General features: G+C 74.9%; 10 protein-coding genes. 5 read left to right on the top strand and 5 right to left on the bottom strand.

What is annotated here, in order from left to right:
• Positions 1-1,188 carry a glycosyltransferase gene (locus H7X46_RS21180; RefSeq protein ID WP_186361063.1) on the top strand — a complete coding sequence of 396 codons (1,188 nt, stop codon included), beginning with the start codon at positions 1-3 and terminating at the stop codon, positions 1,186-1,188.
• On the top strand, positions 1,178-2,083 hold the full coding sequence (locus H7X46_RS21185) for an alpha/beta fold hydrolase (protein WP_186361064.1): 906 nt from the start codon (positions 1,178-1,180) through the stop codon (positions 2,081-2,083). Before H7X46_RS21180 ends, H7X46_RS21185 begins: the two co-directional genes overlap by 11 nt.
• Here the strand turns inward: H7X46_RS21185 and H7X46_RS21190 are convergent.
• Genes H7X46_RS21190 through H7X46_RS21210 form a run of 5 tightly spaced genes read right to left on the bottom strand, consistent with a single transcriptional unit; the run spans position 2,062 to position 7,601 of the window.
• Positions 2,062-3,645 (bottom strand): long-chain-fatty-acid--CoA ligase, encoded by a 1,584-nt coding sequence (locus H7X46_RS21190; protein WP_255426185.1) that lies wholly within the window; start codon positions 3,643-3,645, stop codon positions 2,062-2,064. The genes H7X46_RS21185 and H7X46_RS21190 overlap by 22 nt on opposite strands.
• 51 nt (positions 3,646-3,696) lie before the next feature.
• Positions 3,697-4,464: an SDR family NAD(P)-dependent oxidoreductase gene (locus H7X46_RS21195; protein WP_186361065.1), complete on the bottom strand. Its 768-nt coding sequence runs from the start codon at positions 4,462-4,464 to the stop codon at positions 3,697-3,699.
• Positions 4,461-5,246, bottom strand: coding sequence for an enoyl-CoA hydratase-related protein (locus H7X46_RS21200; RefSeq protein ID WP_186361066.1), 786 nt, complete (start codon positions 5,244-5,246; stop codon positions 4,461-4,463). Before H7X46_RS21200 ends, H7X46_RS21195 begins: the two co-directional genes overlap by 4 nt.
• A 7-nt stretch (positions 5,247-5,253) precedes the next feature.
• Positions 5,254-6,363, bottom strand: coding sequence for an acyl-CoA dehydrogenase family protein (locus tag H7X46_RS21205; RefSeq protein WP_186361067.1), 1,110 nt, complete (start codon positions 6,361-6,363; stop codon positions 5,254-5,256).
• The gene (locus tag H7X46_RS21210) at positions 6,360-7,601 is read right to left on the bottom strand and encodes an acyl-CoA dehydrogenase family protein (protein ID WP_186361068.1); all 1,242 of its coding nucleotides are present in this window, start codon (positions 7,599-7,601) and stop codon (positions 6,360-6,362) included. Before H7X46_RS21210 ends, H7X46_RS21205 begins: the two co-directional genes overlap by 4 nt.
• A 100-nt stretch (positions 7,602-7,701) precedes the next feature.
• On the opposite strand from H7X46_RS21210, the gene H7X46_RS30860 reads away from it, so the two are divergent.
• From H7X46_RS30860 to glgB, 3 genes are all read left to right on the top strand, one after another.
• Complete coding sequence (locus H7X46_RS30860) at positions 7,702-8,367, top strand: TetR family transcriptional regulator (protein WP_186361069.1); 666 nt, start codon at positions 7,702-7,704, stop codon at positions 8,365-8,367.
• Between the two features lie 25 nt (positions 8,368-8,392).
• The gene (locus tag H7X46_RS21220; RefSeq protein ID WP_186361070.1) at positions 8,393-9,214 is read left to right on the top strand and encodes a crotonase/enoyl-CoA hydratase family protein; all 822 of its coding nucleotides are present in this window, start codon (positions 8,393-8,395) and stop codon (positions 9,212-9,214) included.
• Positions 9,215-9,310: 96 nt separating this feature from the next.
• A complete protein-coding gene (glgB, locus tag H7X46_RS21225; RefSeq protein ID WP_222132248.1) occupies positions 9,311-11,869 on the top strand; it encodes a 1,4-alpha-glucan branching protein GlgB in 2,559 nt (852 codons plus the stop codon).
• Positions 11,870-11,902: the final 33 nt, after the last annotated feature.

An 11,902-nucleotide genomic window follows, 5' to 3' on the forward strand; every position in this document is an offset into this window, starting at 1 on the left:
GTGCACATCGCGTTCTTCAGCGACCAGCACCCGGCCACGCTCGGCGGGCTGCAGGTCTCGATGGGCCTGCAGCGGGACTACCTCGAGCGGGCCGGGCACACGGTGACCGCGTGCGCGCCCACGGCCCGGCGGACGCCGTCGGCGCGCTACGGGCGCGGCGACGACGTGCTCCTGCCCGCGGCCCCGGTCGGCGAGTACTCGTTCGCGGTCGCCGGCGCGGCCGCCGACCGGGCGGTCGACCGCGGGTTCGCCGGCCGGCCACCGGTCGACGTCGTGCACGTCCAGGCCGACTTCTGGGGCGCGTGGACCGGCTACCGGTTCGCCCGCCGGCACCGGCTGCCGGTCGTGCACACCATGCACACCAACGTCGAGGTCGGGCTGCCGGCGGTCATGCCGTTCCCGCGCGCGGTGCTGCGGATCATGTACGCCGCCCACCGGCACCACCTGCGGTGCGGGCCGGTCCGGGACGTCGCGGGCTACGTCCGCGCGTTCGCCGGCGCCGCGGACGCCGTGGTCGTCCCGAGCAGCCACTTCGCCGACCGGCTCGCCGGGTACGGCGTGACCCGCCGGCCGCACGTGATCCCCACGGGCGTCGACGACGACCGGGTCTCGGCCCTGCTCGCCGAACCCGACCGGCCCCGCGCGCGCCCGCTGCTGGTGTGGCCGGGCCGGGTCAGCCGGGAGAAGCGGCTCGACGAGTTCCTGGAGGCATTCGCCCGCTCCCGCGCCGACGCCGACCTGGCCGTCTACGGCGGCGGCACCGACCTCGGCCGCTGCCGCGCGCTGGCCGGCCGGCTCGGGATCGGCGACCGGGTCCGGTTCACCGGCTCCGCCCCGCACGACGCCGTGCTCGCCGCGATGAGGCACGCCGACCTCGTCGTGCAGAGCTCGCTCGGCTACGAGACCCAGGGCCTCACCGTCTACGAGGCCGTCTCGCTGGGGACGCCCGCGCTGGTCCGCGACCCCGCCGTGGCCCGGGACGTGCCGGCGCCGTGGTGCCGGCTCGCCGCCGACGCGAGCGTGGACGCCCTGGCCACCGCGATCCGGGACGCGGCAGGCCGGCCCCGCCCGGCCGTCGCCCCGCCGGCCGAGTTCGCGCAGAGCCGGCTCACCGCGCGGCTCGTGGCCGTCTACGACGACGTCCGGTCCCGCCACGCCGGTCCCACCGGGGTGCACCGTGCGGCCTGACCCCGGCACCGCGGAGCCGGCCGCACCGGACCGGTCCACCGTGGAGGCCGCCGGGAGCCGCACCGCCGTGTTCGCCTACGGCGACCCGGCCGCGCCGGCGGTCCTCGCCGTGCACGGCTTCCGCGGGACCCACTTCGGGCTGGAGCCGGTCGCCCGCGCCCTCGCCGCCCGCGGCCACCGGGTGCTGGTGCCGGACCTGCCCGCCACCGGCGCGTCCACCCCGCTGGACGGCCCGCACGACGCCGCCGGGTACGCCCGCTGGCTCGCCGCGGTGTCCGGCCGGCTGGGCACCCCGCCGGTGCTGCTGGGGCACTCGTTCGGCTCGGTCGTCGTGGCCGCCGCCGTCGCCGCCGGGATCCCGCACCGGGCCGTGGTGCTGGTCAACCCGATCGCCACGCCCCCGCTGGAGGTGTCCCGGCGCGGCGCGGTCGCCGCGACCCGGGCCTACTACGGGCTCGCCCGCCGGCTGCCCACCCGTCCCGCGCGGTCGCTGCTGGCCAGCAAGGCGGTCGCGGTGCTCACCAGCGAGCTGATGGCCACGAGCACCGACCGGGAGCTGCGGCGCTGGATGCGCGGCGAGCACGTCCGCCAGGCCGGCCTGTTCGCCGACCGGGACGCGGTGCTGGAGGCGTTCGCGGCGTCCACCGGCGGGACCGTGCGCGACTTCGCCGGGCGGTTCCCGGCGCCGACCCTGCTGGTCGCCGGGGAACGCGACGACCTCGGACCGGTCGAGACGCAGCGGCGGCTGGCCGCGCTGATCCCGGACGGCACGCTGCACGTGCTGCCCGGGGTGGGGCACCTGATCCACTACGAGGCCACCGACGCCGCCGCCGGGGTGGTCGCCGGCTGGCTGGGCGAGCGACTCGGACCCGGTCAGGCCTCCGCCGAGCCGTAGCGGTCACGCAGCACCGGCTTGACGACCTTGCCGCTCGGGTTGCGCGGGAGCGCGTCGACCAGCCGCAGGTGCCGCGGCCGCTTGTAGGCGGCCAGGCGCTCCCGCGCGAACGCCTCGATCTCGTCGGCGGTGGGCGGGTCGGCCGGGTCGCGCGGGGCGACGACGGCGAGCGGCGTCTCGCCCCACTTCGGGTCCGGCACGCCGATCAGCGCCACCTCGGCGATCTTGGGGTGCCCGGCGAGGACGTTCTCCACCTCGGCGCAGTAGATGTTCTCCCCACCGGAGATGATCATGTCCTTCTTGCGGTCGACGACGTAGAGGTAGCCGTCCTCGTCCTCCCGCACCAGGTCGCCGGAGTGGAACCAGCCGCCGCGGAACGCCTCGGCCGTCTCCTCGGGCTTGTTCCAGTACCCGCTCATCACCATCGGGCTGCGGTAGACGATCTCGCCGACCTCGCCGCGCGGGACGTCGTTCATGTCGTCGTCGACCACCCGGACCTCGACACCGATCATCGGGGTCCCCACCGAACCGATCTTGCGCAGCGAGTCCTCACCGCGCAGGTAGGTGGTCACGGGGCTGCACTCGGTCTGGCCGAACGCGGTGCACACCTCGGCCTGCGGGAACGAGTCGATCATCGTGCGGAGCAGCGTGGTGGACGCGGGCGCGGCACCCCAGGAGATCCGCCGCAGCCGCGAGAGGTCCTGGCCCGCCAGGTCGGGCACGGCGCACACGGCCTGCCACTGCGCCGGCACCATGAAGCACGACGTGACGCCCTCCTCGGCGAGGGTGCGCACCGTGGCCGCCGGGTCGAACCCGCCCGAGGGCGGGATGACGATCTTGCCGCCGGTCATCAGCACGGGCAGCATCCCGGACAGCCCGGCGATGTGGAACAGCGGCGCCGCCGACATCCACACCCGGTCGTCGGCGGTGATGCCGAGCGTGGCCACCGAGCAGAACGCGTGCAGGTAGAGGTTGCGGTGGGTGAGCACCGCACCCTTCGGGAACCCGGTCGTCCCCGACGTGTACATGATGTAGGCGGGGTCCTCGTCGGCCACCACGATCTCGTCCCACGTGGACGGGGCGGTGGCGAGGCGCTGCTCGTGCCCGGCGCCGTAGGTGAGGACCGCGCGGACGTCCGGCGCCGACTCCCGGGCCTGCTCGACGGCCGGGGCCAGTCCCTCGTCGACGAGCACCAGGCAGGCCCCGCTGTCGCGCAGCACGTAGCCGATCTCGCCCGCGGTGAGCCGGAAGTTGACCGGCACCGCGATCGCGCCGATCCGCAGCACGGCCAGCCAGGACTCGACGACCTCGATGCTGTTGACCCCCAGGACGGCGACCCGGTCGCCGTGCCCGGCCCCGTGCCCGGCCAGGACGTGGGCCAGCCGGGTCACCCGGTCGTCGAGCTCGGCGTAGGTCCGGCGGTGCCAGGGGTCGACCATCGCAGGCGCGTCCGGGGCGACCCGGGCGTGCCGGGCGACGAGGTCGCTCATCGTCATGCCCCGGCCGGGCGTGGTCGTCCCTGTCGTCGTCGGTGTCGTCGGTGCGGTCCGTGTCGCGGTCATCGGCGTCCTCGGCGTGCTCGCGGGTGGAACGGTGCGTCGTGCTGCGGACAGTCAGAAGATCGAGTACGCCCCGTCGACGACGATCTCGTCGCCGGTGTGGAAGCCCCCGATCCCGGCGGCGAGGTAGACGGCGAGCCGGGCGAAGTCACCGGGCTCGCCCCACCGCCGCTGCGGCATGCGTTTCAGGACGTTCTTCTCGAACGTCTCGTCGTGCAGCGTCGACGAGGCCAGCGGGGTCTCCGTCCAGCCCGCGACGATCGCGTGCGCGTTGATCCCGTACCGGGCCAGCTCGACGGCGCAGCCCTTGATGATCGCGGTCAGCCCGGCCTTGCTCGCCGCGTAGGCCTGGTTGCGGGGCGCCCCGTGCACGGTCGACACGCTGGAGGTGCCGACCAGCACGCCACCGCCGCCGCGCTCGACCATGTGCCCGGCCGCGGCACGCAGCGTGAGGAAGGCGCCGTCGAGGTTGATCCGGGTGACCCGGCGGAACTCGTCGAGCCCGGTGTCGACGAACCGGGTCCCGGACCCGTTGACGCCGGCGTTGGCGAAGCACGAGTCGACCCGGCCGAAGTGCTCGAGGGTCGCCGCGAAGGCCGTGGTGACCGCGTCCTCGTCGCCGACGTCGCAGTGCAGGGCGCGCACCCGGGTGCCGTGCGCGGCCAGCTCGGTCGCGGCCTTCTCGTTGCGCTCGGTGTTGGTGCCCCAGATGCAGACGTCGGCGCCGCACTGCGCGAGCCCGCGCGCCATCCCCAGCCCGATGCCGGAGTTGCCACCGGTGACCAGCGCGACGTGCCCGGTCAGGTCGAAGAGTCCACTCATCTCACGGCCCATTCCCCGGTGAACTCCGGTTCTCGCTTCTCGTTGAACGCCGCGAACGCCGCCGGTGCGTCGGCGGTGGCGAAGTTGACCGCCTGCGTGCGGGCCTCGCTCGCCAGCGCCTCGCGCATCGTGCGGTCGGCGTTCTCGTGCAGCAACGCCTTGGACTGCGCCACCGCCACCGGGGCCGCCGCGGCCAGCCGGGCCCCGAGGTCGGCCACGAACCCGTCGATCCCGGCGGCGTCGACGACCCAGGTGACCAGGCCGAGCCGGTGCGCCTCCGCGGCGTCGATCGTCTCGGCGAGCAGCGCGAGCCGCTTGGCCTGCTGCATCCCCACCAGGCGGGGCAGCAGCCACGAGCCCCCGAAGTCCAGCGACAGCCCGCGCCGGGCGAAGATCTGGGAGAACCGTGCCGCCGGCGTGGCGACGACGAGGTCGCAGCCCAGCGCCAGGTTCCAGCCCGCGCCGACGGCGACGCCGTCCACCTGCGCGATCGACGGCACCGGCAGCTCGTGCAGCAGCAACGCGACCTCGTTGACCCGCCGCATCCGGTCCAGCGGATGCCCGGCGGAGACCCCGCCGGACAGGTCGGCGCCCGCGCAGAACGCCCCGCCGGCCCCGGTGAGCACGACCGCACGCACGTCCGCGTCGTCGCGGGCCACGGTGAGCTGGTCCCGCAGCGCGCCCCACAGCGCGGCGTCGACGGCGTTCTTCCGCCGCGGCCGGTTCAGGGTGAGCGTGAGCACCCCGCCGTCGCGGCGGGTGAGCAGGACGTCCTCGCCCATGGCCGTCCTACACCCCGATCCGGTCGGCGAGCCGGGCGCGGTGGCCCGACGGCGGGCCCAGCAGCTGCTCGGCGCTCTTGGCCCGCTTGTAGAACAGGTGCGCGTCGTGCTCCCAGGTGTAGCCGATCCCGCCGTGGTACTGGATCATGCCGGTGGCGGTGGTGAACGCGGCCGGGCCGATGTAGGTCTGGGCGAGCGCGGCGGCCACCGGCAGCTCCGCCCGGTCGTGGTCGGCGGTCCAGGCGGCATGCCGCAGCACCGAGACCGCGAGCTCCCAGGCGCTGTACATGTCGGCGCAGCCGTGCTTGACCGCCTGGTAGGAGCCGATCGGGCGGCCGAACTGCACCCGCACCTTCGCGTGGTCGACGGTCAGCTCCATCGCGCGCTGCAGGAGGCCGGCCTGCTCGGCGGCCAGTGCCACGGCCGCGAGGTCGGCCACCAGGTCCACCGCGGCCGCGGCGTCGGCGGTCGCGAGCCGGCGGGCCGGGGTGCCGTCGAACTCGAGGCGGGCGACGCGGCGGGTCGGGTCCAGCCCGGTCAGGCGCGTGCGGGCGAGCCCGGCGGCACCGGCATCGACGGCGAACCACCCCGGCCCGTCCGGGGTCCGCGCGACGACGAGCACGACGTCGGCGGTGTCCCCGGCGAGCACCGGCGTCTTGACCCCGGTGAGCTCCCACCGGCCGTCCCGCTCGGCGGCCGTGGTGTCCCCGCCGGTCCGGTCCCACTCCCCGCCGTGCTCGGCGACGGCCACGGTGCCGACCAGCTCGCCGGCCGCGAGCCGCGGGAGCAGCTCGGCGCGGGCACCGTCGTCGTCGAGGGCCAGGAGGGCGTCGGTGGCCAGCACCGCGGAGGCGAGGAACGGCACCGGGGTGAGCGCGCGTCCCAGCTCCTCGGCGACGACCGACCGGTCCACGTGGCCCGCGCCGGCACCGCCCAGCTCCTCGGGCACCACCAGCCCGAGCACGCCGAGACCGGCGAGCCCGGTCCACACCGCAGGGTCGTGGCCGGGGTCGCCGTCCATCACGGCGCGGACCCGCTCGGACGGGGCCCGGTCGGCCAGGAACTTCCGCACCGCCGCGCGCAGGTCCTCCTGCTCGGCGTCGAGCACGAGCTTCACCGGTCCCCCTCCCGTCGCCGGGTGCCGACCGCGAGATCGCGGAACGGCACGTCCCGGTCCACCTGGGGCTCCTTCGGGAGCCCGAGGATCCGCTCGCCGATGATGCTGCGCTGGATCTCGTTGGTGCCGCCGGCGATGCTCGACGCCGGGGCCGAGTTGATCGCGAGCGCGAGCTCGGCGGCGCGCTCGTCACCCGGGTCCCAGGCCACCGCGTCCGCCCCCGCGATCTCGCCCGCGACCTCGATGGCCCGCCGGGCCTGCAGCGCGCCGGCCAGCTTGGCGACCGACCCGCGGGCGCCCGGCGACCGTCCCGCCGCGGCCTCCTGCCGCATCCGGACGTTGAGCAGCTCGAGCGCGCGCTCGTGCGCGTAGAGCTCGGCGAGCCGATCGCGCCGCACCGGGTCGCGGCCGGCACCGGTCCGGCGGGCCAGCTCGGCGAGCGAGGCGAACTCGAGCGGGTTGGACCGCGCCCGCTGCCGGCCGCCGATCGACACCCGCTCGTGCCCGAGCATCGTCACGGCGGCGGCCCAGCCCCCGCCGATCTCGCCGAGCACGTCCTGCGCCGGGATCTCGACGTCGTCGAAGTAGACCTCGTTGAACGGGGCCCGCCCGGACATGTCCTTGAGCGGGCGCACCGTGACCCCGGGCGCGTGCATGTCGACGACGAACATGGTCAGCCCGGCGTGCTTGGGCCGGTCCGGGTCGGTGCGCGCGAGCAGGGCGCCGAAGTCGGCGAACTGGGCGTTGGTCGTCCACACCTTCTGGCCGTTGACCACCCACCGGTCCCCGTCGCGGACCGCCCGGGTCTGCAGGCTCGCGACGTCGGAGCCGGCGCCGGGCTCGGAGAACAGCTGGCACCAGATCTCCTCGCCGCGCAGCAGCGGCGGCAGGTAGCGCCGCTGCTGCTCCGCGGTGCCGAGGTCGACGACGGTCGGCCCGCACATCCCCATCCCGATCATGAACGGGTACAGCGGGAGGTCGTACGCGGCGGCCTCGTCGGCGAACACCTGCTGCTCGGCCTGGCCGAGGCCCTGCCCGCCCATCTCCCGCGGCCAGGTGATACCGGCGTAGCCCGCGTCGTGCAGCGCGGCCTGGAACTCCCGGGCCGTGCGCAGGTACTCCTCACCGGACAGCCCGGCGACCGGGCCGGGTGCGTGCTTCTCGAGCCAGGTCCGCAGCGCGCGGCGGTACTCCTGCAGCACCGCGCTCTCGTTCCCGGTCTCCTCGACCGCGGTCATGCGCCGCTCCCTCCACGTCGACGGGGGCGCGCCGAACTTACCGATCAATCGTTAAGTGCACAACGCTCCGCCGGCCGCCGGGATCGGTCATGCTGTCGCGGTGAGCACCGCACCCGCCGAGCCGGACGTTCCCGAGAGGAGCGCCAGCGGAACGAGCATCGATACCGCTTCGCCCCCGCGCGGCGGCGGCCGGGACGCCATCACCGCGGCCGCGCGCGAGAGCTTCGCCGAACGCGGGTACCACGGCACGTCCATCCGGGACATCGCCCGCCGGGCCGGCCTGTCGCTGTCGGCGCTCTACTACTGGCACCCGAGCAAGCAGCACCTGCTGGCCGCCCTGGTGGAGGAGATCACCCACGACTACTTCGAGCGGTGCGACCGCGCGCTGCGCGAGGCCGGCGACGACCCCGCCGACCGGCTGCGCGCGCTGGTCCGGGTCACCGTCGAGTACCGGGTGAGCCGGCGGGTGGAGAGCAACATCGCCACCCTCGAGTGGCGCAACCTCGACCCGGACAACCGGGAGCGCCTCGCAGGGCTGCGCCGCGCCGCCACCGAGCTCTGGGCCGGGATCATCGCCGACGGCGTCGCGCGGGGCACGTTCCGCGTCGCGTACCCGGACGACGCCCGGCGGGCGATCGTCGCGGCCTGCAACGCGATCGCCCAGTGGTACGAGCCCGGTGGGGAGATCACGTTGCCGGAGCTGGTCGACCGCTACACCGCGATCGCGCTGCGGGTCGTCGACCACCACGACCGAGCCCCTTCTTAACGATCGTTCAGCTAAGGTGGCCGGCATGAGCGGGATCGACGGCGCCGACCGGGTCCGTGTCACCGTCACCGGCGGGATCGCCGACGTCCGGCTGTCCCGCCCGGACAAGCGCAACGCGCTGGACCCGGCCATGTTCGAGGCCCTGGTCACCACCGGCGAACGGCTGCGCACCGAGCCGAGGGTGCGCGTGGTCGTGCTCTCCGGGGAGGGCCCGGACTTCTGCGCGGGGCTCGACTTCGGCGCGTTCCGGGCCATGGCCGAGGGGGAACGGCTGTCGGCGCGCGTGCAGCTGCCGCCCTCGGACGGCCCGGCCCGGGCCACCGGGCAGCGGGCGGCCCACGTGTGGGCGGAGCTGCCGGTGCCGGTGATCGCCGCGGTGCAGGGCAACGCGCTCGGGGGCGGGCTGCAGATCGCGCTGGGTGCCGACATCCGCATCGTCGCCCCGGACGCCCGGCTGTCGGTGCGGGAGATCGTGTGGGGGCTCGTCCCGGACATGACCGGCAGCCAGCTGCTGCCGGAGCTCGTCGGCCGCGACGTCGCCAAGGAGCTCACGCTCACCGGTCGCACGGTCGGCGGCACCGAGGCGGTGACGATCGGGCTCGCCACCCGGGCCGACGCCGACCCGCTCGGTGCCGCGCTGGCGCTGGCCCGCGAGATCGCCGGCCGCAGCCCGCACGCGGTGCGTGCCGCGAAGCGGCTGCTGGACCTCGCCGGACGGGTCGACCTCGCGACCGGGTTCGCCGCCGAGCAGGCCGAGATCGGGGCGCTGATCGGGAGCCCGAACCAGGTGGAGGCCGTCACGGCCGGCTTCGAGAAGCGCGCCCCGGTCTTCGACGAATCCTCCTGACGACCGGCACCGGACTGCGATCCGGCAACGGTCCCCGACCGCGCTCGGCGGGCACCGGCCGGGGCCAGTACGGTTCCGCAGGTGACCTCCGATGAGCTGCGAGCGACCCGCGACGACGAGACCGCTGCTCACGCGCCGGATCAGGCGACGATCGACCGGCTCCTGGGCGGCGCCCACCACGACCCGCACTCGGTGCTCGGCGCGCACCCGCACGCCGACGGCACCGCCATCCGCGTCCTGCAGCCGCACGCGACCTCGGTGGCCGTGCTGCCCAACGGGGAACGGGAGCTCGCCCACGAGCTGACGAAGGTGCACGACGCCGGGCTGTTCTCCGGTGTCGTGCCCGGTTCCGGTGGCGACTACCGCCTGCTGGTGCGGCACGGTGACGACGAGGAGGTCACCGACGACCCGTACCGCTGGCTGCCGACCCTCGGCGAGATGGACCTGCACCTCATCGGCGAGGGCCGGCACGAACGGCTGTGGGGCGTGCTCGGCGCGCACGTCCGGGAGTACGACACCGCCTCCGGCCCGGTCTCGGGGACCAGCTTCGCCGTCTGGGCGCCGAACGCCCGGGGGGTGCGCGTCACCGGGGACTTCGACGGCTGGGCCGGCTGGACGCTGCCGATGCGCTCGCTGGGCAGCTCCGGCGTCTGGGAGGTGTTCCTGCCCGGCGTCGGCGTCGGCGCCCGCTACAAGTTCCGGATCCTCGGCCAGGACGGCAACTGGCGGGACAAGGCCGACCCGATGGCGTTCGCGACCGAGATCCCGCCGCAGACGGCGTCGGTCGTCACCCGGGACGTCCACGAGTGGGGCGACGCGGAGTGGATGGCGGCGCGCGCCGGCCGGCGACCCCACGAGGAACCCATGAGCATCTACGAGATGCACCTCGGGTCCTGGGTGCCGGGGCTGGACTACCGGGAGATGGCCGACCGGCTCGTCGCCTACCTCGACGGCACCGGGTTCACCCACGTCGAGCTGCTCCCGGTCGCCGAGCACCCGTTCGGCGGGTCCTGGGGCTACCAGGTCACCTCCTACTACGCGCCGACCGCGCGGTTCGGCACCCCGGACGACTTCCGGTACTTCGTCGACCGGCTGCACCGCGCAGGCTACGGCGTGATCGTCGACTGGGTGCCGGCCCACTTCCCCCGTGACGAGTGGGCGCTGGCCCGCTTCGACGGCACCGCCTGCTACGAGCACGCCGACCCGCGCCGCGGCGAGCAGCCGGACTGGGGCACGCTCGTCTTCGACTTCGGCCGCAACGAGGTGCGCAACTTCCTGGTCGCCAACGCGCTGTACTGGCTGGAGTCGTTCCACATCGACGGGCTGCGGGTTGACGCCGTCGCCTCGATGCTCTACCTCGACTACTCCCGGGCCGACGGCCAGTGGCTGCCCAACGTGCACGGCGGCCGGGAGAACCTCGACGCCGTCGCGTTCCTGCAGGAGATGAACGCGACCGTCTACCGGGAGCACCCGGGCGTCGTCACGATCGCCGAGGAGTCCACCGCCTGGCCCGGTGTCACCCGCCCCACCTACATGGGGGGCCTCGGGTTCGGGTTCAAGTGGAACATGGGCTGGATGCACGACACGCTCGACTACACCGGGCGCGACCCCGTGCACCGCAGCTACCACCACAACCAGATGACGTTCTCGCTGATGTACGCGTTCAGCGAGAACTACGTGCTGCCGATCAGCCACGACGAGGTCGTGCACGGCAAGGGCTCGCTGTGGACCCGCATGCCCGGCGACGACTGGAACAAGGCCGCAGGGGTGCGCGCCCTGCTGGCCTACATGTGGGCCCACCCGGGCAAGCAGCTGCTGTTCATGGGCAGCGAGTTCGGGCAGCCCCGGGAGTGGTCCGAGCAGCGGTCGCTGGACTGGCACCTGCAGGAGGACCAGCTGCACGGCGGGATCACCACCCTCGTCGGCGACCTCAACCGGGTCTACCGCGAGCACCCGGCGCTCTGGTCGCGCGACACCACCCCGGACGGCTTCGCCTGGATCGACGCCAACGACGCCACCGGGAACGTCTTCTCGTTCCTGCGGCACGGGGTCGACGCCGAGGGCCACGCGACCGTGCTGGCCTGCATCGCGAACTTCTCCGGGGCGCCGCGCGAGGACTACCGGGTCGGCCTGCCGTTCCCCGGGAACTGGACCGAGCTCGTCAACACCGACGCCACCGGCTACGGCGGCTCGGGCGTCGGGAACCTCGGCCGGGTGACGGCCGAGCCGGCGATGTGGCACGGCCAGCCCGCGTCGGCGGTGCTGCGGCTGCCCCCGTCGGGCGTGCTGTGGCTGGTGCCGGAGGAGACGGGCGGGCCGGTGACGTCCGCGCCGGCCACCGCGACCGGGACCGTGCCGCCGCCGCTGCCCGCCGACGAGCTGCCCGACGAGCCCGAGGACACCGACCTCGAGGCCCCGCCGACCCCGGACGACGGCTACCGGGCGGCGGCGCCGGCTCGGGAGTCGGCATCGGCCGCTGCCGGGGACTCCGCGGCGGAGCCGGCGTCGGACGGCGAGCCGGCGACGGAGCGGGTGTCGACCAGCGTCGCGCCCGCCCCCGGCACGGTGGGCGCGCGGGCCGTCCGCAACGGCTCGTTCGTCACCGGCACCTCCGGCACGGGTGGCTCCGACACGGGCACCGCGTCACGCGACTAGTCCCCCCGGCCACCCGGGTGATCAACGATCCGG

The organism is Pseudonocardia sp. C8 (assembly GCF_014267175.1).
Taxonomy (GTDB): domain Bacteria; phylum Actinomycetota; class Actinomycetes; order Mycobacteriales; family Pseudonocardiaceae; genus Pseudonocardia.

What these genes read in the sequence shown, in the direction of transcription:
- H7X46_RS21190 (WP_255426185.1), bottom strand. Translation starts at nt 3,645, where the DNA reads ATGACCGCGACACGGACCGCACCGACGACACCGACGACGACAGGGACG.
- H7X46_RS21195 (WP_186361065.1), bottom strand. Translation starts at nt 4,464, where the DNA reads ATGAGTGGACTCTTCGACCTGACCGGGCACGTCGCGCTGGTCACCGGT.
- H7X46_RS21200 (WP_186361066.1), bottom strand. Translation starts at nt 5,246, where the DNA reads ATGGGCGAGGACGTCCTGCTCACCCGCCGCGACGGCGGGGTGCTCACG.
- H7X46_RS21210 (WP_186361068.1), bottom strand. Translation starts at nt 7,601, where the DNA reads ATGACCGCGGTCGAGGAGACCGGGAACGAGAGCGCGGTGCTGCAGGAG.
- H7X46_RS21220 (WP_186361070.1), top strand. Translation starts at nt 8,393, where the DNA reads ATGAGCGGGATCGACGGCGCCGACCGGGTCCGTGTCACCGTCACCGGC.